Genomic DNA, 24,708 nt, shown 5'->3' with positions numbered 1-24,708 from the left:
TCGCTCTTTTTATTTTTAAGCTTTCCTCCATTAAAAGCACCCCGTTTTTTAAAAGTTTAATTTAATTAAACAAATTGTACCATATTAAGGTATTCCAATTCAAGAAAAAGTTTAATATAATTAAACAAATAACTTTAACTTTAACTTTAAGGAGTGCACACATAAATGCTCGGAGATCGGATACGAAAATTAAGAAAACAAAAAAAGATGACGTTGGAAGGATTGGCTGGGACAGAGCTGACGAAAGGGATGCTCAGTCTTATTGAAAACAACAAAGCCAACCCGTCCATGGAAAGCCTAACCTATATTGCCAATCAGCTAGGAGTGGATATCGCTGATTTAATGGGTGAATTCAGGACCGAGGAATTACGGGAAACTTTGGAACGAGTGGAACAAATCTTCAATGTCCCATTTAGGAACCCAGATTTTCCTGATAAATACAAACAATTAATTGAACTGATCGAGCCTCATATCGGGAAACTTTCCAAAGGGTACGAGAGCGCACGGCTGTTGGAAATATACAGCTATTCCCTACAGCGGGAAGGGCACCCTGGGTGGGAAAGTCTTCTTAAGAACGCCTCTGAGATGTTTGATCAGATGAATATTTCCTCGAATCGGACATCCATTGGGATATTCCGATCAACTATTGCATTTATGGAACACAATTATGAAGATGCACTAAAGATATTCAAGAATGAGCGGAAGGAAATCGAAGCAAAACACGCATACATTGAACCAATGGCCAGACTTGACTTGGATTATAGTGAAGCGGTTTATTTATATGCTGTCGGTGATTCCAAGACAGCAATCGAAACGATGGAAAAAGCCCTTACCTATTCCAAGGAAAAACGTATCTTTTACCTTACAGATGATCTCTACCGTCTGGCTGCAGTCCATGCGTTCATGGAGGGCAATGAACAAGAAAAGGTGTATTATCTCTCAAAACTGAAGCAATATGGAGAGTTTGCCGACCATGCTTCCTCCATATATTTTTGTGAATTGTTCACCATCATCGATTTGATTGCTGAGAAAAAAGAATACACACAGGCGCTTGCCAAAATGGAAGAATGCCTCGCCCAAGAGGATATTATGCAGTACTATTCTCCTTGGTTCCATCTAGAAAAAGCGAAAGCTCTTTACTATCTCGGCCGTTATGAAGAGGCTTTTCAGGCAATAGAAATGTTCGTCATGCCAGACCTTCACCACCCTATTGACCTCTCCATCTTATATGAAAAAGAATCCTACCAAGCACTCATCCTTATGGAGCTCGGTAAAATGCAAGAAGCCGTCACTGCCGCACAAAAAGCCGTCGACAACTTCGAGCCTCTCCTTGATTCAAAGATGAAGACTTTCAGTAAGACGGTGTTGAAAGATGTTTTAGAAAAGAGAAATTCTTTATCCGCAAATTAAAACGCGTAAGCAAAGGGCGTCTTAGAGATCCCTTTTTTTCAAAAACTATTTTAAAATTTCTGATTTCTGTTACAATGTTTCTTAATAAATTTCATGAAGATTGGGGTTTTCACCATGGAGAACTTTTTTCTATTTGTCATAATGAGCATTCTACTAATCATTCTGCCTGGCCCTGACACCGCCATTGCCACAAAAAACACCTTGTCTGCTGGAAGATTTGGCGGATTCAAAACCGTTTTAGGTACCTTTTGCGCAATCCTCATCCATACCATCGCAGCCGTCGTTGGTCTATCCGCCATCATTGTTAAATCTGCCTTCCTGTTCTCTGTCTTCAAATATGTTGGTGCCGTTTACCTTGTCTACCTTGGGGTAAAGACCATATGGGCACTTCGGAGCAAGAAACCGGAGACACTTGATGAGACCGTCGCAACAAACAAGTATGGGAATCAATCCCACTTCAAACAAGGTTTTCTTACTAATATGCTAAATCCAAAGGTGGCCGTCTTCTTCCTGACCTTCCTGCCACAATTTGTTGACCCAGGAACGAGCACAATCGGCCCTTTCCTCCTTATGGGAATTACCTACGCTGTTCTGACCGCCATTTGGTTTGTCCTTTATATCTATCTTGTTGATCAAATTAGCGCATTCATGAAAAGACCACGAACCACGACGGTTATCGAATCCATTACCGGGGTTGTCTTAATAGGATTTGGAGTGAAGTTGGCTTTGGAGAAAAGCTCGCAATAACGGTAAGGTTTTAGACTTAGCCCCGTAATGGGTGGAAGTCCTGCCCTTCTACCCACGACCATGTTATAATGGGAACGGATGCAGAGATAAGCCTCCGCCAAGCGATAAATATGGAGGTGTTAAAAAATGAACAAACGATGGACGATTGCAAAAATAAATGAATTTGTGGAAAAGAATTCAGATAGTAAGCTGTTATCAACTGAGTACCATGGCTTCTCACAAAAATTATTATTTAAATGTACATGTGGCAGCAATTTTGAAAAGACTTTTACAAAATTCAAGAATAATAACCAACGCAAATGTGATGTATGCCAGCCGCCAAAGGCTTCTCGATAATAGATAGCATAAAAAGTGCCAATTTATTTTTGGCGCTTTTTTATTTTGTCTTCTATATGTTAAACGATGGCAGGAACACGCTATCGTTTTATCGAAATAGGTGTTATGGAATACTAGTAAGGAGGAATCAGATATGGCCTCTACATATACCGTCATGTCCTTTAATCTACGTGTTATCGTCCCCTCTGATCCATTCAACTGGGAAGACCGTAAACACTGGATTGCCAAAACCATTCATACATACATGCCCGATGTTATCGGCACACAGGAAGCAACTATTCCGATGCTGGAATGGCTAAAAGATAGATTTATAGATACGTATGAAGTTTACGCAGTCAATCGCACTGTTTCCACAGATGCGGGGGAATTCAGTGCCGTATTTGTTAAAAAGTCCAGTTTCACCATAGGATCGAAAGGTTCCTTTATGCTATCAGAAACTCCAGAAATAATAGGAAGTATGGGCTGGGATGCACACTGCGAAAGAATTTGTTCTTGGGTCGAGCTTATCCCACCAGGAGAAACCAATCCAGTTTTGCTCTTTGTCAATACGCACTTGGATCATATGGGTAAGGTTGCTAGGAAAGAGGGTTTGAGGTTAATTCAAAGTGTAATTCTTAGTAAAGAAAACGAGAAAAGACTGCCTGTTATTTTGACCGGTGATTTCAATGATGTCCCTGAGAGTGAGGCGTTAGAGGAGATTTCGTCCATGAAAAGCTGCTATTCTTGTTTTACTGCAGAAGAAATGAAGAACAGTCTTACCTTTCATGCTTACGAGGGCGGAACGGAAGGCGCTCCAATTGATTACATACTCAGCTCCCATGGGACAGATATACTTTCAACAACCATCATCAGGGACCGCATGGAAGGTGGATTTCCATCCGACCATTATCCCGTACTGGCTACCATTCAACTAAAAGGAGAGACAAATGAAAAGTAAAATTCAAGTTGTATTGCTGACTCTAACCATACTATCTACCATTTTACTTATTTGGGCTGGATTCTCTGGGAAAAATGATATATTCCCATTATTGCTCACCTTAGTTGTTACGCTGTCCATGGCGAATTTAATGCTACAGAATCGTCAAAATAAAGCTTTCCGATTATATCGGGTAGCTTTTGGTTTTGCCTTTGTATCCTTGGTGTTGAGCGTAACGTTGTTTGTTGTAGGATAATTTATTTCTGGAACGGCTGAAATAGCAACTGTAAATTAAATAGAATAGGAGAAAAGCTGATGACCACAAAAATCACCTTACAGATCAAATCTCTTCCCAATTATGAACCTGAAATCGGACGCTCTCTATGGTGCTTGGAAGATGTGCGTCAAAATCTAACGAAAAGGTTAACAGGAATTAGTCAAACTCTATTAGATAGTAAAATGGGAGATCGACAGTCCATCGGCTCACTTTTGTACCATATCGCCTATGTAGAAGCAGGCTGGTTGTATGGTGAAGTAATGGAAAAGGAGGTGTGGGACCCAGAAATAGAAGCGCTTTTCCCGTTAGAGGGTTGGCCTGATGGAAAGTTGATCCATGTAGAAGGTGATACTCTTGAAGACCATCTTCAACGCTTAAAGGCAGTCAGGGAGAAACTGCTTACTCACTTCCGCACTATGGATATGGAAGACTGGCGCAGACCAAGGGTGCTTGAGGAATATAATGTTACACCAGAATGGGTGATTTATCACCTGGTAGAGCATGAAGCCCATCATCGGGGACAGATATTTCAGATGATAAGAGAGTTTCGTAATCTAGAAAGGTGATCCTATGGCCGGGCTGGGGAATAGAACTCCCTGGCCTTCCTGCGCTTATTGGAAACTGATTCCGATATATATTAGAAAAGATATAAGGAAGAAGGTAGAAAAGAATAGCACTTTCTGGGGTCTAGACCAACTCCTCATCCATCCCCATCTTTTTCTATTAACATCAAGCCATAGATAATCAACCACCATCGCGAACAAAAGTATGAGTGTAATAGCCAATGATAAAACCTCACTCCTATTTTGACTTAACGGTTCTGAACATACTCAGCAAACAGAGCTAACACTGGAAATAGTACAATCACCAAAATACTTTGGGCAAATGTAATACCCAAATCTTTTTTCCAACTGTTTTTTGGATAACGAACTGTCGCTCTCTGGAAAACCAAAAGTATCGCCCACCAGAAAAGGAAAGTTCCTAATGTCATACCTATTGATCCATAATAGAACACGTTTCTCCCCCTTTAAATGTAAAGTAGTAAACCTACTACCCCCAACGAGGCCAACCCTATTAGACCAGAATATATCCCCACCCTTGATCTAAAATCTCTATGCTCTTTAGTCTCAGAATGGTAATTTGCCCTTTGTTGTTGCCCGCTCGTCCAGACCCCCAGAAAAATCCCTGAAATTGCGATAGCAACAATACCGATTATAAGGAAGATTTGTATCATAATTGACACCCTCTCATTATATGCATTCCAATTTTGAGTATCTCTAGATATCTACGTTTCTGCATGATGAAAGGTTCCTTAATTTTACTAATAGGATTACAAACTGTTAATTACAGTTAGGCAAACTACAATGACGAAGACTTCTGGGCGCTCATTTACATGTCGGAGAACCCTGTATCATTGACAAGAAGACCTCAGTGCTTCCATTTTCACTTCAGCATTGTCTTCATCCCCTTATGATGACAATCTCGCATCAATCTTAAAGTCAGCATTGTCTTTATCCACCCTATAATGACAATCTCACTTCTATTTTCTCGTCAGCATTGTCTTTATCCACTCAATAATGACAATCTCACTTCCATTTTCTCGTCAGCATTGTCTTTATCCACCCTATAATGACAATCTCACTTCCATTCTCTCGTCAGCATTGTCTTTATCCACCCTATAATGACAATCTCACTTCCATTTTCTCGTCAGCATTGTCTTTATCCACCCTATAATGACAATCTCACTTCCATTTTCACGTAAGCATTGTCTTTATCCACCCTATAATGACAATCTCACTTCCATTCTCTCGTCAGCATTGTCTTTATCCACCCTATAATGACAATCTCACTTCCATTTTCTCGTCAGCATTGTCTTTATCCACCCTATGATAACAATCTCGCATCAATCTTAAAGTCAGAATTGTCTTCATCCTCCCCATGAAGAAATTCTCCCAATCTACAAAAAAGTAAAAAAATCACAGAATAGCCCTTTACTACTGCATATTAATAGGAAATTTCTCCCTTACCATTATGTTATTTTTTAACTATTATTAATATTAGTATAATTCAAATTATTACATAGGAGGAATTTCATTGAAGAAGAAAAATAGACTACTTACTGCTGCACTTGCTACGACTTTGACCTTTGGTGCATTCAGTGTACAAACTTACGCACAGCCAACTGTTATTGCAGAACAACAATATAGTGTGGTTAACGCACTGGATAATAAGATCCTTAACAAAATCAACGCTGACAACATTTATAACATGATTGCTCATCTGGAACAAACTCCACGGGTTGCTGCATCGCCAGAAGAGTATGCTGCTGTTCAATACATAAAACAACAATTTGAATCCTATGGCTATGAAGCTGAAGTCCAGCCGTTTGAATTCTTTGGTTTTACAACACCCCATACCGTGGAGTTAAGTGTGGATGGGACAAGCCTCAGCCCTGGTGCTTTCACTTATACCCCTAGTGGCGAAGTAACTGCTCCATTGGAATACATTGGGTTAGGCACTCCTGCTGACTTAGTCGGCAAGGATCTTACCGGTAAAATTGCTCTCATTCAACGCGGGGAAATCAGCTTTGGTGAAAAAGTCCTGAATGCTGCAAGAAGTGGTGCAGAAGGGGTTATCATTTTTAACAATGCTGCTGGTGCATTGAATGGTACATTGAGTGAAGCGAATGATGAATATGTTCCTGCCGTTTCTATTTCCCTCCCAGAAGGGAATCAGCTAGTTTCCAAGCTTAATAGTGGGGAAGCTGTTGAGGCATCACTAACTGTACTTGGTGCTTCTTCTGGAATCCGCACATCACACAATGTGATCGCATCTAAAAAAGCTACGAATAAAAACAAGGATAACGGCAATGTTATTGTTTTAACTTCTCATCATGACTCTGTTCCGGGTGCGCCAGGAGCAAACGATAACGCCTCTGGTACCGCAATGGTGCTTGAGCTTGCCAGAGTACTGAAAAATGCTCCAACAGACACTGAAATTCGATTTGTCACATTTGGAGCTGAAGAACTTGGTCTGATTGGGTCCAGACATTATGTGAATACATTACCAGATAATGAACTTAATAGGATTGTAGCAAACTTTAATTTGGACATGGTCGGAAGCCGTGATGCTGGGGACCTAGTTATGAGAACAGTTGATGGACAAGCTAATCTGGTAACAGACCTTGCTCAAGCAACTAGCTCCAGATTAAATGGAGAACCGACACCATTCGGCCGCGGAGGAAGCAGTGATCACGTTCCATTTGGAGAAAAAGGAATTCCTGCAGCACTGTTTATCCACAGCCCGCTTGAGCCATGGTATCACACACCAGAAGATACATTAGATAAAATCAGCAAAGAAAAGCTTCAGGATGTAGCGGAAATCGTTGGGACTGCCATCTATGATTATGCACGTTTCGACAACCAAGGACCAAAGCCGAAGAAGAAAGAAAAAATAGATAACCTGCCTAAACAAATGTATTTTGAGGAAGACGTGCAGTAAATAATGAATAAGGGCCGGCTCAGTTGCTTCTTATGCAATCGAGCCGGCCCTTTAATTTTTATTTTTCACTGGAATTAACCACATCCCCCAACTTCTGAATGCCTTTTAAAATATTCTCCTCACTCTCATAGCTGAATGACAGCCGGAGATATTCTGCCCCTTCTGACTGATCGAGGAAAAAATATTTACCTGGTAGGAAAGATACCCCTCCCTCGGTTGCTTTTGAGAGTAGCTTCTCTGTCTCTACACCCGGGATCTTCACCCAGACAAAATAACCTCCTTCTGGTACAAACCAGGAAGAATTTTCAGGAAGGTACTTTTCGAGGGCTGTCAGCATAACTTGGCATTTTTTTTGATATGTCTTACTTAAAGTTCGCAACCGCGATGTAAAATCCGTATTTTCCAAGAATGTAGACATGGTGGCTTGCGCGAAAGGATGTTCCAGATCTTTTTTGAACCAGAACAAGGCTTGGATGAATTTTTCTGTAGCATGTACCCAACCGATCCGCATGCCAGGCGCGACCACTTTTGACAAAGACCCGACATAGAGAACTCTGTCCTTCGTATCCATAGACTTAATCGTCTTCGGGTTGTTAGTGAAACCAAGCTCACCATATGCATCGTCTTCTAGTACCAAGAAATCGTATTCTTCTGCAAGTTCTAGGACACGACTCCTACGTTCAGCTGTCATCGTTGTCCCAGTTGGATTGTGGAAGGTTGGGATAGTATATAGAAAACTTGGTTTTGTCAGCCCTTTTTGTTTTCTCTCAGAAAGGATTTTCGCTAATCGTTCCGTTTGAAGGCCGTCCTTATCGATGGGAACGGTTATAATCTGATCTGTATAATTTCGGAAAATCTCGAGTGCTTCCATATAGGTTGGCGCCTCGACCACCACAACAGCATCCTTATCTAGAAAAATGCGAGCAATGAGGTCTATAGCCTGGCACGCGCCCGCAGTGATTAAAAGCTCATCATCTTTTGAAGGCATACCTCGCACTTCCTGCCTCATCCGTACCCAATCTTTCAACTTATCTATTCTCGGACTTCCTATGTAATGTAGTGGCAAATCATTTTCTTCCTCAAGCAATTGAGCTACTGCTTCTTTTAATTCCTTGGAAGGTATTAAATGAGGTGCGGGATAGCCAGAATGCAGTCGAATTGCTTTAGCCGGAACGGACGGAATCCATTCGCCGGGAGGGTTATTTTGAAGGGCTGCTTTGATGTTATTTGGATAAAAGGATTCCTTGTTCATTGATACCAGACACCTTTCCAATTTATAAGTTCCTTCTATTTTAAACCTACTTTCATTTGATAAACAATAGAGCAAACCCGATTTCCGAGCTTGCTCTATGCATTTTTTCTTGCCATTAATTTTTCGGTGCGTCTAGAGCTTGGTAGTCTGTTTGATACTTTCCGCCTTCCGCCACTTCGGAGTGATAGAGGGCCTTAAGGGCAAAGTTTTTCTCAAGGCCGTGCTCGTCCATCAACTCTCTTAAGCGTTCCTGCAATTCGTCATGGTCTTTAATAAGCTGCTTCATCTGTGATTTAAAATATTTCATGGGTGTAATCCCCCTTCGTAATGAATGCCATCTATCAGCTTAGTATACATGATATATGAATAATTATTTTCTGCAACATCATAAAATGGAGAGTACCAGAGTGAATAGCAAAATTAAGGACAATAAGGAACGGTCCTATTCCTTATAAAGCAATAGAACCGTTCCCATTCAATTACATCCATTGATTTAAAGAAATGCGAGCGACTATATTATATCCCCTTCCCCTACCTCTGGATTCCACGACTACCGTCCCCATATCAGGGATATCCCCTAATCCCACCCCTTTTGGAAAATTGTGTCCGATGATGACCTGATTGTTTCTAAATGATGGCTTGGTTTCTAACATGCCTTCTAATGTATTTAAAATACTTTCTCGCTCGAATTCACTTAATACTCCGCTCAACCGATACAACTGAATCAAGAAAGGAGAAATTTGTACATTTTCAGCTCCGAAAGCCAAGTTCGCCGTTTCTATAGCTCTACAAAATGGACTAGCTAAAATGGGGTAAGCAATTGGAATGGATTTATGACGAAGGTATTCTCCAAACATCATAGCCTGCATTCTTCCGTTGTTTGAAAGGTTCCGTTGAGTCAAGCAATTTCCAAATGAAAAACCAGGTAAATCCACTCCAACATTTGCCTCTGCATGCCTAACATATAAGATGTACCCGCCATTCATAAGTCCATCCAAATCTTCTACCTCCTTTTTAAGAAATCTTCAATTTAACCTGAAATCCCCGGAAGTCGTACGCACTTTCAACATATACTCTCCATTTCCGACCTTTCCTTTTATCTCGCTTTCACTTTTCTCTTCATATTGCATACCGTCTAGGTTTACGTTTCCTTTGCCAGATCGACCTTTGTAATCAACTGCTAGGGAGCTAGGTGTTTCATCAACCTTAATTCTTACATCCCCACTCGTTACCTCCACCTCGATATTACCTGTTATCCGTTCATTTTCTATATCGATATCCCCTGATGTAGTCTCTACGTTTATATTTCCTTGAACACCCCAAATTTTAATATCTCCTGATGTCGTATCCACTTGGACATTCGCGAGAACTTCCTTAATGGTGATATCACCGCTTGTTCCTTCAATAGCTATTGTCTTGGCTTCGGTGTTTTCAATGCGCACATCTCCACTTGTCAGATCAATAGAATAACTATTTGTTATGGTAACGCCTTCGATCAAAATATCTCCCGAAGTCAACTCTGTCCTAAGTGAGTCCAGTTGCAAATCAGTCATTTGAATATCACTTGATGTCGAATAGGTAGATAACTCCTGATAGGTCTTTTTCGGTACTTCCACTTCAAGTTTCAGACTGGTGATGTTAGTACCAATTTGAAATTTCATTTTAGGTTGATTGACTTCTATATGTACGTTTCCGCCGACTTTCTTAACTATTAGCTTATATTTGTCCTTGTTTTTATCACTGACCTCTCCCGATAATTTTGCATAGATGTCTTCCCTATCCACAGAAACCACCTTGATATCAGCGGATGTGGTGTGAATCTCTATCGTTTCAGCACCATTGCCACTTACTGTTTCTTCCTGTTCTATAGGAGTAGTATTGAAATTAAAACTAAAGGTTTCTTTAAATTGTCCAAAAACCACAGTAGTCCCTATTGCTAATAAGATGAGTACAAATAGGAAGGATAATATTTTTTTCATTGCGTGTCCCCCTCTTTATTTTTCAACCTGACACTATAGTGACTGATGGATTTCGGGATTCCTTTTATTTCGAAATGACCTTCAAAGGCAAGGGTACGAAGGCGATACTCCAAAAACGAGGGATTGACTCTACCTTCAAGTTGACCATATGTTTCACCGATGATTCGCACTGTTTTTACGAACCCGTTTTCTGCATATTCCTTCTGGGTTTCTTTTGCAAAATAAAGTAATTCTTGATCAAAATAACTTTCCGAAACGCCCTGTATCTTGCCCTCTTTCCAAACACGGAGCAAAGCTTTAGTTTCTTTTAACTGTAGCCATTCGTCAGCGTATTGCTTTTTCGCTTCAATAGATAAAGGTTCTCCCAATCTCTTGAGGAGGATGTTCTTCAACTGTTTCGGTTCCAACTCACCAGAATATGATAAGTAATGTTCGGAAAATGCTCGGTGTGAGAGTTCCATTTCTCTGTATGCGACTGAAGCATTGATTAAATACACAGTATTCTCACTTTCGCGAAGATGATGAAGGATATACCTGTGGAAAATCTGTTCATGTGCGTTATTTGCTGTCCACAGGATTACTGGGCAGTGTGGAGGGATCCGGTTCAAATCATCCATCGCCTGATTGAATTTTCTCCCGAACTCTTCTTCTTCAATGAAATGTTCATAAATATTAACATGGGTCTGTAGCCATTCGTGACGTGTCTTTTTATCGGATAATGGACCGATATCGAACATTTCCCAAAATCCTATTATCCTATGATTCCTCTCCAGACCAACTCTCAGTGATCCTGCAGTAGATTCACTCCCCACAATATGCACTGTGTCATAATCTGTTTTAGGAGGAGGCTGGTGGTCAATTGGTTGTAATATATGCTCGATTTCTTCCAACATTTCTTCTTTTGGAATATCTATTTTTGTTAATTGCTCTAATCGAAGCATGGTTAAGTATAGCCAAGTTTTTGCGTCCCTTTCTGATAGCTGTTCAATGGTTTCCTTCAACTTCTCTAGCATGGTTCGACCCCCAAGGAATATTTTACCTAACACTAAATATATCACCTTCAAATGGGTAATTCTACCACAACATTACAACAATCCTTCTGTTCAAAGATTTCCAATTTAATAGTAAGATAGCATTAGAAACTTTTCGGCTGCATTCCACGTACATATTACATAGAAACATGATGATAGCGAGAGCATTAATTACTTGGCCTAAAGGAGGACCAGATGATAAAAAAACAATATATGATTGCTTTACTTTTAAGTAGCTGCTTGGTTTTATCTGCATGTACGGATAAGGATGCGGGCGGGAAAGACAATGATAGCGGTGTTCAAGCAGAGCAAGATGTAAATGATCAGTATGAACAGCTTGTGGATAAAAAGGATGAAGATTTGGAGCTAGAACCGCTCGAACTTACATCTTATGCAGAACAGGTAAATGCGACCATCAGCTCTCCTGTGTATAAGGAGTTCAGTGCAAACGGGCAGGTAGAGATTGCCGGGACTGTTGAAAAACATGCTGATTTAAAAGGGGAGGTTGTTTGGATCAAGGTTCGCTCTGTCGAGGACGGACCAACCGGAAATCTGATGGAGTATTATGCGCCAATTAGGGACGGAGCTTTTAGGCAGAATATTTCCTTTTTCAATGGAGAGGGAGAGTATCAGGTCACGGTTCAATTACCGGATACGGAAAGGGAAAACTATTACTATGACACTGCCAAGTTCTCCGTCCACAATGTGAACCCTGAAGCAATTCATGATATTGCGTTAACTCCTTACGGTCACATTGCCGGGCTTCAGGTGGATGTGGAATCAGGCTTTTTGGAAGAAAATGAGCTACTCCCTTTTGGTGGAAAAGCTGAGAACCTATCTGATGGGGATACCATCATGCTTCATCTGAAAAAGGACTCCGAAATCTGGAAGCATATGATAACAGTGGAGGACGGACAGTTTTCCCTTGAAATTCCTTTGTTCTATGGAAAAGGCATCCACCAGCTTGAGGTGATGGTCCCCGATAAGGAGCGAGAAAATTACTACCAGCTTGCAACGACACTCTATATTGACAATGCTTCGGAACGAGTGATGCAGCCGTTAGAGTATTTTACTGCCTATAAGGAGAGAGGTGTTACGCTCGAGTCCCCTCAATACGGAGGAGACGAGGCTGGAGGTACTTATTCTGTAAAGGGCCGGATAGACCCTGAAGCAGAATTCGGCCCTGAGACCACCCACATTTTTGTGACGACAAAATTGGGTGAGGATGAGGCTCTTGATGTGATACCTGTAGAGAACTATGAATTTGACGGTTTCTTTTATTTGCGATTCGGGCCTGGTGAGTATGAAATAACCTTGAGCGTGCCGGAAATCAAAGAGGAGAATAGCGACTATTTCCGTTATTTTGGTTTTGCAAAATTTGAGGTGACGGCGTCTGCTGATGATAAGCGGGATTTGCTTCCTTCCCGCGGCGTTCAGTCGGATGCACCCAAGATCATCAAGCTTGCTGAGGAGCTGACGGCCGGAAGGGATTCAACTCGCGACAAAGCAAAAGCCATTTACGACTATGTCGCAAAAAACGTTAGCTATGACGTGAAAAAGTATAGGAACAACGAGTTTGAGTGGGACGATAGTGCATTGAAGACATTGGATTCGATGACTGGCGTCTGCCAAGATTATGCTTACCTTTCCATTGCCCTTATGCGGGCGAGCGGAGTGGAAGCGAGATATGTGGAAGGGCGGGCCGGTTCACCGTGGCCTGGCAACCACGCTTGGGTCGAGGCCAACCTGGATGGTACATGGGTCGAGATGGATCCTACCTGGGGTTCTGGATATATTGACCGTGAGGATAAGTTCATTTCAGCATTCAATGAAGATTATTTCGATCCAGACCCGGATGAGTTTAAAAAGACGCATACTCGAACAGGGGTTAAGTATTAATATTTGTACGACAAAAAGCACCGTTCCAAAGAGAAGAACGGTGCTTTGTTCATCAAAATTAAAGGTCTAAAAGTCAACCTAATTGCTTCACTACTTCTTTTGCCACACTGATGGTGGATTGCGGATTCTGACCGGTAATCAATTTACCGTCCGCTTGCATATGGTCTACCCAATTATCCTTCGCAATGAACTCCGCGCCAAGCTCGCGAAGGCGAGTTTCCAAAAGGAATGGCATATACTTGTCCAAGGTGGTTTCTCTTTCTTCATCATCAGTGAAGGCTGTGACTGTTTTGCCTGCTACAAATGGAGTACCATCTGAAAGCTTCACTCCTACAAGCCCCGCCGGCCCGTGGCAGACCGCTGCAACCAGTTTGTCCGCTTCATAGATGTCACGAATAAGCTGGTGCAATTTTTCGTTATCAGGTAGATCAAACATCGTACCATGTCCACCTGGAAGGAAGATGGCATCGTACTTCGATGCCTCTGTGATTTCGTCCAATTTAATTGTGTCCTCTAGATATTTAGCTGTGTCCAATATCTCTTGAGGTGTCTCTCCACCTTCTAGGCTTCTTGCATCAACAGGAGATTTTCCACCAAGTGGACTTGCAACCGTAACCTCGTAACCTTTGTTCCTGAATTCCACATATGCTTCACCGAATTCAGAAAGCCAGATTCCTGTCTCATGCCCGTCCTTCATTTTATCTGCAGTAGTAACAACCATTAATATATGTTTTGTCATCATGTATTCCTCCTAAATCTGTTTAGTTCTCTTGTTACAAGTTTTATAGTTATCTGTTACTGAAAAGGGCCACAACGCACCCTCTAATTACCATACCCGAAATCCAACATTCTAAAATCAATCCAGGAAGAAAGAAAATAAAAAACAAGCCCTGAAGCATCTATTTATGCATCAGTGCTTGTTACTTTTAATTTACCTTCTTCTTGAAGAACTTCTATAAGTGCATTTACTACATCAGGATCGTATTGGGATGGGGATAGTCTCTGCAACTCATCTATTGCAAATTCCGGAGTAAAAGCATTACGGTATGCACGGTCTTCCGTCATTGCATCGAAGGTGTCGCTGACTGCTATGATGCGGGCTTCGAGAACGATTTCCTCTCCAATAAGTCCCTTTGGATATCCACAACCGTTTAACCGTTCATGGTGCTGTTCGATGATTTTTGCAATTGTATCATCATAATATAACTCTTTTACCATTTCCGCACCATCTTCAGGGTGTTTCTTAATCAATGCAAATTCCTCGTTAGTAAGTTTGGCAGGTTTATTAAGAATTTCAGAAGGAATATTTATTTTACCGATATCATGGAGTATTGAGGAGATATAAAGTCTTTCTAAGTTTGATTTTGATAAGGATAGTTTTTTGGCTATTTTTATAGAATACTTTGCAACTCTTTCATTGTGATTATAAGTATACGGGTCTCTCGCTTCTACTCTTTCAACAATTTGGCTTAATTCTTTTACATTATCACTTAATTGAAAGAAAGTTGGTTCATTAATTAGCCATAAGTATTTTACATCTGATATTGCAGTAAAGTGGATTGTTTCTTCTAAATTTGTGCACGAAAAGTAATCGTTTGGACCCAAATTAATTTTTTCACCATTATGTTCACAAAGTATTTCACCTTCAAGAATATAAAAGAATTCCATTACTTTTGGACTTTCTGCAGGATAAATATAGAATATATTATCTTTCTTAACCTTTTGAATCATAACTTCTATACCTTCACCTTTTGAAAGAAGACTTAATTCAAAGTTTTCCATATTTACCTTTTCGATGTTTTGATCTTTTCTTTTTATGATAAAAGCCACCTTATGTTCACCTCTTATATTTTGAAAAAAAAGCGACTACTTTTAGAAAAGCACTCGCTTTTTTCACTACAATCTCTTAATAACCTACTAATCTTACCGGATCAATCCAAGCCCAACGATCAGCAAATCTTACATACTTCCAATAGCACTCTGCAATTACTCCATATTCTGCCACTTCATCAATTGTATCCTGAGTCATTTGTAGAGTAATATCAAAAACGTAGCTGATGATTTCGTCAACCTCTTGGTCGAATCGTGCCGTTCTTTCATCCATACGCTCTACTAAACTAGCTTTTTCTAGTTGAAGGACAGCAAGTAATTCATTTAATTCTTCTTGTTGAGTAGCCTCTGTAGAATTTGTTAAAGACAGTTCAACTTCTGCAATTTGTTGATCAAGGTTTGCCAGTTCATTTTTCATTCCTTCTAATTCTCCAAGGTAAATGGCCCATAGGTTATCAGCGTCTTGAACACCAGTTTCAATAATATGATCCATCTCCGCATTAGCTGCATCAATAATTTCAAGTGCTTTTTCAATGTCTGCCTCACTTGCTGCATGTGCATTAGTTGATAATCCAAATGAAACTCCTAAAAACAAAATTGTAAAGAAAGTAAGCATACCCAACCTTTTCATTGATAAATCCCCCTATGTTTTAGTATTTTCTTCTCTCGCTGTCATTGTGTATGAATTTCTCCTGTAGTTACGTTATGTATTTTTCGTGCTTTTTTCCTATATATCACCATAATTATACAAGTTACGAACAGTTAAATCTATATTTATTTGTAATATTTTGTTTCTTACCACATGCCCTATCTTTAATATCGGCTGAATAATATTTTATTCAATTGTTGCACCACTCGCTTTCAAAAAATCACAAAGAGTTTATCGAATGAGTTAGCAGTCTTGTCCAAAGAAAATCCGATTTTGTCCAAAGTGTTTTCATTTATATCTGAACCTTAAATGAATGTCCGAACAACAAATTAGAAGTAATGTACCTGAACCAAAAAAGCACCCTAAGAAAATACAGCATTTTTATCAGCTATCACTACAGACAAACTTATAACAAAAAAACCAGCCCTATTAAATACGGGACTGGTTCTATATGTTCTTTATAATTCAGGCTTCATTTCCGGGGTTGAAACTCTATTTTGCACCATTTTCTTTGCTTCTTTGAACGTCACAAAGTTTTTACTCTTTTCATCCCATAAACGGAACTTAAGAGACTTTAAACTTGTTGCAAGCGTAATCGTAGGTACGTGTTGAAGTGGTGGTGTGCTGTGATGGCACTTTTCCAGTTCATAGTTCGGCACCCTTGGGCTTAAATGATGAATATGATGGTAACCGATGTTTCCAGTCAGGAATTGAAGTACTTTTGGTAACTTGTAGTAAGAACTTCCTTCTACAGCAGCCAATACATATTCCCAGTCTTTATCCATTTCAAAGTAGGAATCCTCAAATGTATGTTGTACATAAAACAACCAAATTCCAACACTTCCTGCAATCATGAAGATGGTACCGTGTACAATCAGGAATGCCTGCCAACCGATTGCTAAGCTTAACAATACTGCTACAGCAACGATCAGTACGTTTGTCAGATACAAGTTGTTGCGTTCTTTTTGTCTTGCTTCTTTACGATTGAAACGGTTTCTGATTAGGAAAGTGTAGATTGGACCTATTCCGAACATTACCAAAGGATTTCGATATAGACGGTAGAATAAACGAGTCTTGATAGATGCTGCTTTGTACTCTTCCACAGTCAGTGTCCAGATATCCCCAACACCGCGCTTGTCCAAGTTCCCGCTCGTTGCATGGTGGACGGAGTGGTCATGTCCCCATTGATCGAATGGGAATAATGTTAGTACTCCCGTCACGGTCCCTACTGCACGGTTCCACTTTCGATTTTTGAAGAAGGAGTGGTGCGTGCAATCATGGAAGATGATGAAGATTCGGGTCATGAATCCTGCTGCAAAGATGGCTGGTACCAACGCCAACCAGTAAGAAACAGAAAGGCTTATATATGTGAGATACCATAACAGGAAAAATGGCGTTAGCGTATTGATCAGCTGCCAGATACTCTTTTTAGTTTGCGATTTTTCGAAAGGAGCGACTTGTTTTTTAAGGTTTTTCATCTCATTTTGAATTGACATTTTATTAAATCCCTTCGTTGTTGACTTGATAAAACTTATTATATCCAATCAAAAAAAATAAGTTAGTAGCAGGTGTCATATGTAGAGTATGACAAATGTCATATAGTTTTTGTAAAGGATTGTCAGACCTCTTGAAACCCCTTGGGGGACATGACGTTTTTTATTTTGAAAAACTTCAAAAAAAATATTAAAAAAAGAAAAAAAAGAGTGAATCCAAATGGATGTTCACTCTTTAGGCAGCCAGTCGCTTCGGCCTTACTCTTTTTTTCGTGAAAAAACTATGCAGAAGCATGCCAATTATGATGATGAACAGACCTAGCATCCCCACTTCATTCGGCAACGGTGTTGAAAGGAGCATTACCTCTCCAATCAATACAAACAGCACCTGAGTGGATTGCGTGGCTTCTACTGCTGCAAGCTTTTCCTGGCTGTTGCGCACCATGTCAGTCGCGATGAAGAACAAGGTTGTTGCGATTACTCCGGAGGAAATGGCTACAATGAATGTTTGCAGCACTTGTTCCTGTGAAGGAGCTCCAACCGAGAAATAACCGGCTGTGGCAACACATATCCATACCGGAATGGTAGCAAGCGTCATCCCAAGCACCCGTTGGAATGTATCTAGCCTCCCCCCGCACACCTCCATCATCTTGCGATTTCCGAGTGGATAGGCAAAGGCAGCGACCGCAACCGGGAGGATACCATAAATTATCATGGATAAAGTAAGTCCGCTACCCTGTTGTGTTTGGATCAATAGGACGCCCGCAAAAATGACAAAAGAAATCAGTAGGCCGCGCAATGGAATTCGTTCGCGCATCTTCTTTCCCTGTACGATTTTATAGAAAAAAGGACCTAAAAGGACTCCCGCAATAATGGTGAGTTGCCAAGTTCCGGCGACAAGCCAGCCTGGTCCGTATGCCGCAGCAAAAGTAATCGGGCCATAGAAAAGGACAAAACCGGTGAAGCTCCATACAACCCAACCGAATGGGTTAGATTTCATTTCAAGGAACAATGGGCCCAGGTTTCCCCGCATCCATACAATGAAGAACAAAAACGGCACCATAAAAAAGAAACGCAGGGACGAACTCCAAAGCCAGCTGCCACCTGAAAGTTCCATGGACCGGTTCAAAATAAAGGTGACGGCAAAAAACATGGAAGCTATCACGCCAATCAGAATGGCCTTCACAGTAACATCCTCCCCTCTAAAGGTATATTTTCACCATTATAATATAGATAGAGCAAAAATATTTCGAATTTCGAAAATTATGATAAAATAAATGAAAATAAGATGCAAAGGGATGAATGAAATTGACGCGGATGCTTGCAATTAGTGATATTCATGGGGACTTGGATAAATTCGAAAGACTTCTTGAAATCGTTCAATATGACAACCAACAGGACCAGCTCCTGTTACTTGGGGATTATGTGGATCGGGGGCCAAATTCGCGTGCGGTCTTGGACAAGGTGATCCAGTTGACCTCTGAAGGAGCTATCACTCTGATGGGGAATCACGACAAAATGATGATTGATGCATTTGAGAATCCCGAAGACCCTCTTCATATAAAAAGGTGGTACTACAACGGAGGGATTAAAACCCTACAGAATTATGGGTACGAAATAGAAAAAGACGACGCAAAATATTGGTATACGACCGAGGAGAATCCTAAGCCTCTAGAGATAAACGAACAAATTCGCCCGCATTTAGACTTTCTCAAAACACTTCCTTTCTATTACGAAACCGATACACATATCTTCGTTCATGCTGGTGTACATCCTCACACAACATTAGAACTTACAGATTCCCATACCTTAGTGTGGATAAGGGAAGAATTCCATAATGGGTACACTGGTGAGAAGACCGTTATCTTCGGCCATACACCAACGAAGTATCTACATAAAAAGCCAGAGGTATTCTTTGGTGAAAACAATATCATCGGGATTGATGGTGGTTGTGCGTATGGTGGGAGGCTGTATTGCTTTGAGGCTGCGCAAAAGAGAGTGTATTATGCAGAATAGCAAAAAATCTCAGGGCTTCTCTTAACAGAGTGCCTCTGAGATTTCTTCAAAGAGTTTTATCTTTTATTCCCTTCATACACATCTTCTTCCAAATGAAATCCATCCGCAATCACTGTTTCATCGATATTTTCCCTATTCACTGCTATCGGCGAAAGTAACACGGATGACACTTCCACTTTTCCATTGTTAACTTTACGATCGATGTCGATATATTCTCCCCTTGCCATTGCCACAGCAAGTCTTGCCGCTTCCTCCGCAAGAGTGGGAATAGGTTTATAAACAGTCATCGTCTGGGTGCCTTCGACAATCCTTTGGGTGGCAGCAAGCTCTGCATCCTGCCCTGCAACGGGAATATCTCCTGCAATTCCCGCCTCCATTAAGACTTGAATGGCCATACCTGCCGTTGCATCATTTGCCGCAATGACTGCATCTATCTTTCCACCATTGGCATTCAAGGCTTCCTGCATGTTGGCATAAGCATTACTTGGCAACCAATTTTTAGTCCACTGATCATATACAACCGTAATATCACCATTATCAATCAAAGGCTGCAGAACGTTGAATACCCCCTTTTTTAACAGGTGGGCATTGTTATCGGTATCCGCACCGCCAATGTAGACATATTTGCCTTTGGGGACAAGTTTTGTAATGGACTCTGCCTGCAGTTCCCCTACACGTTCATTGTCAAAAGAAACATAGAGGTCGATATCTGCATTTTTGATAAGTCTGTCATAGGAGAGCACTTTTATTCCTGCAAGGTGTGCCTTCTTGACGATTGTCGCTGCAGCTTCGGCGTTGTGCGGGACCACTACAAGGAGGTCGACACCTTGACTGATTAAAGTTTCCGCCTGGAGGACCTGCAGGGCGTCATCTCCGTTTGCTGCGAGTATTTCTACTTCTGCGCCGAAATTTTCTACTGCTGTCTTGAATAGGTCGCGGTCTCTGAGCCATCTTTCCTCTTCCAAGGTATCCATGGAAAAACCAATTTTTATTCTATCCTCATTAGGAACTGCCTCTTTTTCCGGCAGTACGTCAATGTTCTGGACAGATTTCTTTTCCGGTTGCAGGGACGTATCTACCTTTTCACAGCCCAAGGCTACAAAAAACAGAGCAAGTATGACAAACAGCATTAGAATTCTACCTATTCTTAGCTCCATTCCCTCCACCCTCTCTGCCTATTAAACTTTATTTCGGAGCAGTGTTTTACGATACTCTTTTGGTGAAACGCTGGTCATTTTTTTAAATACCTTGCTGAAATAATTTGGATCATGGTAGCCGACTTCAAACGTAATTTCCTTGATGCTCTTTTCCAAATCGTACATGAGCCGCTTCGCTTTTTCCATCCTGCATTCCGTCAGGAAGTCGATATAGTTGATGCCCTGCTTTTCCTTGAACATCTTACTGATATAAATAGGGCTTAAGCCAACTTTCCGGGCCAATGTATCGAGCGATATATCCTGATGTGAGTGGTCCATGATATACTGTTTTATTTGCTGAATGGTATCTGCCTCCAAGTGGTTGTAGTGGTCGTCAAAAGATTGTTTCATCACCTCAAGGAGTTGCCTTGTCTCCGAGCGAAGCTGGCGATAATTTGTTGTTTGTACGGAATAGAGTGGCGTTGCGGTCTCCACTCCCATTTCGTTCATCACACGCGAAATAATCCAGAGGACCTCAAGTATCCGTTGCTGGCTGTGCAGTAAGTTGGCTCCTTCATTTTCATAGCATTGAAAAGTGTTCATGACATTCTTATACACATCATCCCATTGGCCAAGTCGGATTAGGTCGGCATATTCTTTTTGATGATTTTTGTCCAAGTGGCTATTTCGTACATCCGGACTACTATGGATATCTGTATAGAAACGATAGTTGGACATAGCTTTTGAATCCATTGTAGCCATGAGCGCGTCCTGATAGGATTGGCGAACCTGGTCCAGAGAGCTGCAAACCTCCCCTATTCCGATGAACCAATCGGTACTATATCCTTTTTTGGCAATAGATAGAATATCTCGCGCAAGTGTACTAGCCTGGGATCGATAGGTCTTATCTGGCTGCCGAAACACAATGATTGGTAGTTGATTTCCATATAGCGCTCCTACCCACCCGCTTTTTGACTGCCTTACCTTTTTCTTGATCATGGAATAATTCGATTCAAATCCTGATGGCAATAGGACTATCATGGCGAACATCTCATTGGTCGAAGGGATATCAAGCATCTCCACTAGCATGTCCACATGCACTTCATGCACGTGGTCGAACAGCAGCTGTGTTACGACATCAGTCTCAACGAGGGTCAGCGTTTTTTCTAATGCCGCTTCCTGGAGCTGGTTCTTGGTTTGCTGGGCCTTCTCCTGCTCGATCTGCTCCAGTACTTTCCCGACTGTCGTTTTAATTTCGCTAATTTTACTAGGCTTTAGAATATAATCTTTGACACCAAGCTTGATAGCCGCCTTGACATAGCCGAATGTATCGTATGCGGTGACCATGATGAATTTTGTCTTTGGGTGTTTGGCACTGATTTGTTCCACTGCTTCTAATCCGTTCATCCCGGGCATCTTGATATCCATCAGAATTAAGTCAGGGGTGAAGTCAGCGGCCATTTCTACTGCCATTTTTCCGTTTTTGGCCTGTTTTATTTGTAGGTCAGGAAAGTTCCTTTTAAGTATGGTTTGCATGCCTTCGCGCTCAATTTGTTCATCATCTACTATGAGGAGTTTGATCATCCAATTCGACTCCTTTCATTTTTAATATTCTATTTCACTCCTGCAGATTTCCTTCCAAGTGTTCGCTTATCCAAAGGACGGTGCATGAGTCTCACACCTTACACTACCATCTATAGGATAGCATTCAGAAATTACGTATTTATTTTCAAAATTATCTTAGTTCCTTGGCCTTGTATCCCTTTAATATCAATGACATCGTCATATCCGTAGAAGAGCCGCAGACGTTTCACGACATTGCTGAACCCGATACCGGTTGAGTGTCCTTCTGTAGGTGGAGGGGATTCTTCGTTCAGGATCTGCTGGATTTTATGTTGGGGCATGCCCATTCCATCGTCCTCTATTTCTATCTGCACCTGGCTTCCTGCATGTTTTACCCGAAACCAGATGTTTCCTCCATCCTCCTTCGGTTCCACCGCATGGATGACGGCATTTTCGATGATGGGTTGGAGGGTCAGGGCTGGAATTTTCAAGTCTAGGCACGATTCATCTATATCCATATTTAACTGTAGCCGATCGGTAAAACGTGCCTTCTGTATCTCCATATATTGTTTCAATACTTGGATCTCATCGTGGAGCGTCACCGAACGGTCTTGCCTTTTTAAATTGTAACGAAGAATTCCCGCTACACTCACAAGAAGATCGCTCGTTTCCTCCGACCCTTCCAGATAGGCTTTTTTGGAAAGGGTATTAAGGGTATTGAAAAGAAAATGCGGATTGATCTGACTCTGCAGGCTTCTAAACTGGCTTTCTTGTAAAAGAAGCTTACTTTCCTGAAGCTCCCGCTCAAGCGCTGCTTTTTGCTTGATTTCCGAAATCAGGTTGTTGATATTTATTCGCATCCGGTCAAACGTCCTTGCCAAAAAGGCGATTTCATCATTGGTCTCCACTTTCACCTGCTGATCAAAATTCCCTTTGGATAGTTCATTGGCCGCTTTTGTCAGCTGAAATACAGGCCGAGTGATGGTAAGGGAGAACCAGTAGGTGACAAGTAACAATAGACAGGTGATCAGTAGCAGGATCCATATCCCAAGCTTGATCACTTCTCCTGATTGTTCAATGATTCCCCTATAAAATCGGTCGAAAGTATTCAGTTCTGTGTCAATCAAGGTCAACGTCATTTCTGAGATATAAGTGGTGATACGGGTCGCCTCTGCGAATTCCTGGGCGGCCGCCTCCGTATCATTTTCCGACTGAAACATGATAGACCTGTCCGTTGTTTCCACTAGACTATCGATCAGATTCATATAGTTCGTTATGGTAAAATCGTTCTCTGTATTTCTTAAATGATGAACGCCGTATTTTGCCTGCTGGACCTGTTCCTTGCTTGCTGTCAGATGGTCCAGACTTTCTTCGGTTGGATCAATGGTATAGTTATTCAGGTCCGTAACAAGCTGTTGACTTGCCTTTGTCACTTCATTCATGCTCAAGTACCGTTGAAGAATATCGTTATACTGTTTGTGGGTTTTGTGGTTGTAATATGTAAGCGCTATCCAAATTGCCGACATAATGACCAATACTACCGTAGTAAGGGTAAGAATTTTCTTTTGGATACTTCTCATCGAACATCCGCTGCTTTCCTGATTCTAATATCTGTAAGATACCCGTCTTTATCAAGTGGGACGGTTTCCCCATTTAACCATTCCTTCATTAGCTGGACACTTTTTCTTCCCATTTCTTCCGGAGATTGCTCAATGACCCCATCCAACTTCCCTTGCATTAAGAGGGACAACGACTCAGGTCCATCGTCAAAAGAATAGATATGATACGGTTCCACCTGTGATCGCTTACTTATCTCCCCGATCATCGCACCGGCAACATTGGCATTGATGGCAATGAATGCGTCTATATCCGGCTCTTTGTTCATCACATCCTGTGTGGCTGCGATGACCTGCTCCCTCGTGTCATCGGTAGTGGCATGAATCATATGGATACCATGGTAGAATTTCAGCATATCGCGAATCCCGGCCATCCGTTGCTTCTGGTAATACTCCTGATTTGTGTCATACATCAGTACGACATTCCCTTCTCTTCCCATATCCTTCAATAGTTGTCTCGCAATCATTTTTCCTGCTTCATATTGGTCAGAGCCGACATAGGTACGCCTGATACTTTCCCCCATCGGCACATCATTAGCCACCGTTATGATAGGGATGCCATGAAAGGCAGCCTTCACCTTCGTCAATTCCTTGAATTCCTCTGTATCCAGTCCCTGAATGATGATGCCATCCACTTTGGACTGTATGGCAATCTCTATATTTTTCAGGAAGTCCTCCCGATTCTTTCCGTAGCTTCCCCATACTTCAAGGCTCACATCACTATGTTCCGCCTGTTTTCTGGCCCCTTCACCCACCTTGTCCCAGAACGGAGTTTCCATATCCTGCGTAATCAGAACGAGGCGATGTTCCTCTCTACTCGAACTTAGCGCTTGGGGCAACTGCCAATCGGATTGGAAGACTTTTTGTGCGGATAAAAAAGTGAGATGACATAGTAGAATAATAATGATGCAAATTGCTAGAATCCCTGTTTTCCGCAAGTGTGATATCCCCTTCCCCCGATTGGGTGTCCTAATTTCATCATAGCACCTAATGAAAATAGTACAATCCCTGTTGGTTTAAAAGGAACCAACAGGGATAGCCAGTTATTGATACTATC

Annotated in this window: 24 protein-coding genes; 9 read left to right on the top strand and 15 right to left on the bottom strand. The window is 41.4% G+C overall.

All coding sequences use genetic code 11. From position 1 onward, the window contains the following. The first annotated feature begins 165 nt into the window (after window positions 1-165). From MKY77_RS05235 to MKY77_RS05210, 6 genes are all read left to right on the top strand, one after another. Entirely contained in the window at window positions 166-1,410 is a 1,245-nt protein-coding gene (locus MKY77_RS05235; RefSeq protein WP_339149227.1) for a helix-turn-helix transcriptional regulator, read from the top strand. A gap of 114 nt (window positions 1,411-1,524) precedes the next feature. Next, the gene (locus tag MKY77_RS05230) at window positions 1,525-2,157 is read left to right on the top strand and encodes a LysE family translocator (RefSeq protein WP_339149226.1); all 633 of its coding nucleotides are present in this window, start codon (window positions 1,525-1,527) and stop codon (window positions 2,155-2,157) included. 126 nt (window positions 2,158-2,283) lie between these two features. Continuing rightward, on the top strand, window positions 2,284-2,493 hold the full coding sequence (locus MKY77_RS05225) for a hypothetical protein (RefSeq protein ID WP_339149225.1): 210 nt from the start codon (window positions 2,284-2,286) through the stop codon (window positions 2,491-2,493). A 133-nt stretch (window positions 2,494-2,626) separates the two neighbouring features. Beyond that, window positions 2,627-3,430 (top strand): endonuclease/exonuclease/phosphatase family protein, encoded by an 804-nt coding sequence (locus tag MKY77_RS05220; protein ID WP_339149224.1) that lies wholly within the window; start codon window positions 2,627-2,629, stop codon window positions 3,428-3,430. Then, complete coding sequence (locus tag MKY77_RS05215; protein WP_339149223.1) at window positions 3,420-3,665, top strand: hypothetical protein; 246 nt, start codon at window positions 3,420-3,422, stop codon at window positions 3,663-3,665. The genes MKY77_RS05220 and MKY77_RS05215 overlap by 11 nt, the downstream gene beginning before the upstream one ends. 59 nt (window positions 3,666-3,724) lie before the next feature. Next, entirely contained in the window at window positions 3,725-4,252 is a 528-nt protein-coding gene (locus MKY77_RS05210; protein ID WP_339149222.1) for a DinB family protein, read from the top strand. Window positions 4,253-4,497: 245 nt separating this feature from the next. Here MKY77_RS05210 and MKY77_RS05205 read toward each other — a convergent pair whose 3' ends face one another. Beyond that, window positions 4,498-4,677: a hypothetical protein gene (locus MKY77_RS05205; RefSeq protein WP_342515663.1), complete on the bottom strand. Its 180-nt coding sequence runs from the start codon at window positions 4,675-4,677 to the stop codon at window positions 4,498-4,500. A 1,103-nt stretch (window positions 4,678-5,780) separates the two neighbouring features. Here MKY77_RS05205 and MKY77_RS05200 point away from each other — a divergent pair. Then, complete coding sequence (locus MKY77_RS05200; protein ID WP_339149220.1) at window positions 5,781-7,187, top strand: DUF4910 domain-containing protein; 1,407 nt, start codon at window positions 5,781-5,783, stop codon at window positions 7,185-7,187. Between the two features lie 58 nt (window positions 7,188-7,245). Here the strand turns inward: MKY77_RS05200 and MKY77_RS05195 are convergent, their stop codons facing one another. From MKY77_RS05195 to MKY77_RS05175, 5 genes are all read right to left on the bottom strand, one after another. Beyond that, the gene (locus MKY77_RS05195; protein ID WP_339149219.1) at window positions 7,246-8,439 is read right to left on the bottom strand and encodes a PLP-dependent aminotransferase family protein; all 1,194 of its coding nucleotides are present in this window, start codon (window positions 8,437-8,439) and stop codon (window positions 7,246-7,248) included. Window positions 8,440-8,554: 115 nt separating this feature from the next. Continuing rightward, window positions 8,555-8,746: a hypothetical protein gene (locus MKY77_RS05190; protein ID WP_339149218.1), complete on the bottom strand. Its 192-nt coding sequence runs from the start codon at window positions 8,744-8,746 to the stop codon at window positions 8,555-8,557. A gap of 172 nt (window positions 8,747-8,918) precedes the next feature. Next, entirely contained in the window at window positions 8,919-9,437 is a 519-nt protein-coding gene (locus MKY77_RS05185) for a histidine phosphatase family protein (protein ID WP_339149217.1), read from the bottom strand. A gap of 27 nt (window positions 9,438-9,464) precedes the next feature. Next, the gene (locus MKY77_RS05180) at window positions 9,465-10,418 is read right to left on the bottom strand and encodes a DUF4097 family beta strand repeat-containing protein (protein WP_339149216.1); all 954 of its coding nucleotides are present in this window, start codon (window positions 10,416-10,418) and stop codon (window positions 9,465-9,467) included. Further along, window positions 10,415-11,431, bottom strand: a complete 1,017-nt coding sequence (locus tag MKY77_RS05175) for a DUF1835 domain-containing protein (RefSeq protein WP_339149215.1) — start codon at window positions 11,429-11,431, stop codon at window positions 10,415-10,417. Before MKY77_RS05175 ends, MKY77_RS05180 begins: the two co-directional genes overlap by 4 nt. A gap of 213 nt (window positions 11,432-11,644) precedes the next feature. Here MKY77_RS05175 and MKY77_RS05170 point away from each other — a divergent pair, with 213 nt between their 5' ends. Next, a complete protein-coding gene (locus MKY77_RS05170) occupies window positions 11,645-13,348 on the top strand; it encodes a transglutaminase-like domain-containing protein (RefSeq protein ID WP_339149214.1) in 1,704 nt (567 codons plus the stop codon). 73 nt (window positions 13,349-13,421) lie between these two features. Here the strand turns inward: MKY77_RS05170 and MKY77_RS05165 are convergent, their stop codons facing one another. The 5 genes from MKY77_RS05165 to MKY77_RS05145 all read right to left on the bottom strand — a co-directional run bounded on the left by MKY77_RS05165 (window position 13,422) and on the right by MKY77_RS05145 (window position 18,506). Then, entirely contained in the window at window positions 13,422-14,087 is a 666-nt protein-coding gene (locus MKY77_RS05165) for a type 1 glutamine amidotransferase domain-containing protein (protein WP_339149963.1), read from the bottom strand. 164 nt (window positions 14,088-14,251) lie between these two features. After that, the gene (locus MKY77_RS05160; RefSeq protein ID WP_339149213.1) at window positions 14,252-15,178 is read right to left on the bottom strand and encodes an HD domain-containing phosphohydrolase; all 927 of its coding nucleotides are present in this window, start codon (window positions 15,176-15,178) and stop codon (window positions 14,252-14,254) included. A gap of 76 nt (window positions 15,179-15,254) precedes the next feature. Continuing rightward, window positions 15,255-15,809 carry a hypothetical protein gene (locus MKY77_RS05155; RefSeq protein ID WP_339149212.1) on the bottom strand — a complete coding sequence of 185 codons (555 nt, stop codon included), beginning with the start codon at window positions 15,807-15,809 and terminating at the stop codon, window positions 15,255-15,257. 476 nt (window positions 15,810-16,285) lie between these two features. Continuing rightward, window positions 16,286-17,323, bottom strand: a complete 1,038-nt coding sequence (locus MKY77_RS05150) for a fatty acid desaturase (RefSeq protein ID WP_339149211.1) — start codon at window positions 17,321-17,323, stop codon at window positions 16,286-16,288. Between the two features lie 232 nt (window positions 17,324-17,555). After that, window positions 17,556-18,506 (bottom strand): multidrug resistance efflux transporter family protein, encoded by a 951-nt coding sequence (locus tag MKY77_RS05145; protein WP_339149210.1) that lies wholly within the window; start codon window positions 18,504-18,506, stop codon window positions 17,556-17,558. Between the two features lie 122 nt (window positions 18,507-18,628). Here MKY77_RS05145 and MKY77_RS05140 point away from each other — a divergent pair, with 122 nt between their 5' ends. Further along, a complete protein-coding gene (locus tag MKY77_RS05140) occupies window positions 18,629-19,336 on the top strand; it encodes a metallophosphoesterase family protein (protein WP_339149962.1) in 708 nt (235 codons plus the stop codon). A gap of 56 nt (window positions 19,337-19,392) precedes the next feature. Here MKY77_RS05140 and MKY77_RS05135 read toward each other — a convergent pair whose 3' ends face one another. The 4 genes from MKY77_RS05135 to MKY77_RS05120 form a co-directional block, all read right to left on the bottom strand. Next, window positions 19,393-20,493, bottom strand: a complete 1,101-nt coding sequence (locus tag MKY77_RS05135) for a substrate-binding domain-containing protein (RefSeq protein WP_339149209.1) — start codon at window positions 20,491-20,493, stop codon at window positions 19,393-19,395. 21 nt (window positions 20,494-20,514) lie between these two features. Next, the gene (locus tag MKY77_RS05130) at window positions 20,515-22,056 is read right to left on the bottom strand and encodes a response regulator (protein WP_339149208.1); all 1,542 of its coding nucleotides are present in this window, start codon (window positions 22,054-22,056) and stop codon (window positions 20,515-20,517) included. A 131-nt stretch (window positions 22,057-22,187) separates the two neighbouring features. After that, window positions 22,188-23,615: a histidine kinase gene (locus MKY77_RS05125; protein ID WP_339149207.1), complete on the bottom strand. Its 1,428-nt coding sequence runs from the start codon at window positions 23,613-23,615 to the stop codon at window positions 22,188-22,190. Beyond that, window positions 23,612-24,589 carry a substrate-binding domain-containing protein gene (locus MKY77_RS05120; RefSeq protein WP_339149206.1) on the bottom strand — a complete coding sequence of 326 codons (978 nt, stop codon included), beginning with the start codon at window positions 24,587-24,589 and terminating at the stop codon, window positions 23,612-23,614. The genes MKY77_RS05125 and MKY77_RS05120 overlap by 4 nt, the downstream gene beginning before the upstream one ends. Between the last annotated feature and the right edge of the window lie 119 nt (window positions 24,590-24,708).

The sequence above is a fragment of the Sutcliffiella sp. FSL R7-0096 genome (assembly GCF_038595065.1).
Classification (GTDB): Bacteria; Bacillota; Bacilli; order Bacillales; family Bacillaceae_I; genus Sutcliffiella_A.
The sequence above is the reverse complement of the archived record's forward strand: the minus strand, read 5'-3'. Positions and strand labels throughout refer to the sequence as shown.

Coding starts and splice junctions, on each gene's coding strand:
- MKY77_RS05135 (WP_339149209.1), bottom strand. CDS start 20,493: ATGGAGCTAAGAATAGGTAGAATTCTAATGCTGTTTGTCATACTTGCT.
- MKY77_RS05220 (WP_339149224.1), top strand. CDS start 2,627: ATGGCCTCTACATATACCGTCATGTCCTTTAATCTACGTGTTATCGTC.
- MKY77_RS05205 (WP_342515663.1), bottom strand. CDS start 4,677: ATGACATTAGGAACTTTCCTTTTCTGGTGGGCGATACTTTTGGTTTTC.
- MKY77_RS05170 (WP_339149214.1), top strand. CDS start 11,645: ATGATAAAAAAACAATATATGATTGCTTTACTTTTAAGTAGCTGCTTG.
- MKY77_RS05210 (WP_339149222.1), top strand. CDS start 3,725: ATGACCACAAAAATCACCTTACAGATCAAATCTCTTCCCAATTATGAA.
- MKY77_RS05130 (WP_339149208.1), bottom strand. CDS start 22,056: ATGATCAAACTCCTCATAGTAGATGATGAACAAATTGAGCGCGAAGGC.
- MKY77_RS05235 (WP_339149227.1), top strand. CDS start 166: ATGCTCGGAGATCGGATACGAAAATTAAGAAAACAAAAAAAGATGACG.
- MKY77_RS05125 (WP_339149207.1), bottom strand. CDS start 23,615: ATGAGAAGTATCCAAAAGAAAATTCTTACCCTTACTACGGTAGTATTG.
- MKY77_RS05195 (WP_339149219.1), bottom strand. CDS start 8,439: ATGAACAAGGAATCCTTTTATCCAAATAACATCAAAGCAGCCCTTCAA.
- MKY77_RS05225 (WP_339149225.1), top strand. CDS start 2,284: ATGAACAAACGATGGACGATTGCAAAAATAAATGAATTTGTGGAAAAG.
- MKY77_RS05230 (WP_339149226.1), top strand. CDS start 1,525: ATGGAGAACTTTTTTCTATTTGTCATAATGAGCATTCTACTAATCATT.
- MKY77_RS05150 (WP_339149211.1), bottom strand. CDS start 17,323: ATGTCAATTCAAAATGAGATGAAAAACCTTAAAAAACAAGTCGCTCCT.
- MKY77_RS05165 (WP_339149963.1), bottom strand. CDS start 14,087: ATGACAAAACATATATTAATGGTTGTTACTACTGCAGATAAAATGAAG.
- MKY77_RS05215 (WP_339149223.1), top strand. CDS start 3,420: ATGAAAAGTAAAATTCAAGTTGTATTGCTGACTCTAACCATACTATCT.
- MKY77_RS05155 (WP_339149212.1), bottom strand. CDS start 15,809: ATGAAAAGGTTGGGTATGCTTACTTTCTTTACAATTTTGTTTTTAGGA.
- MKY77_RS05175 (WP_339149215.1), bottom strand. CDS start 11,431: ATGCTAGAGAAGTTGAAGGAAACCATTGAACAGCTATCAGAAAGGGAC.
- MKY77_RS05180 (WP_339149216.1), bottom strand. CDS start 10,418: ATGAAAAAAATATTATCCTTCCTATTTGTACTCATCTTATTAGCAATA.
- MKY77_RS05190 (WP_339149218.1), bottom strand. CDS start 8,746: ATGAAATATTTTAAATCACAGATGAAGCAGCTTATTAAAGACCATGAC.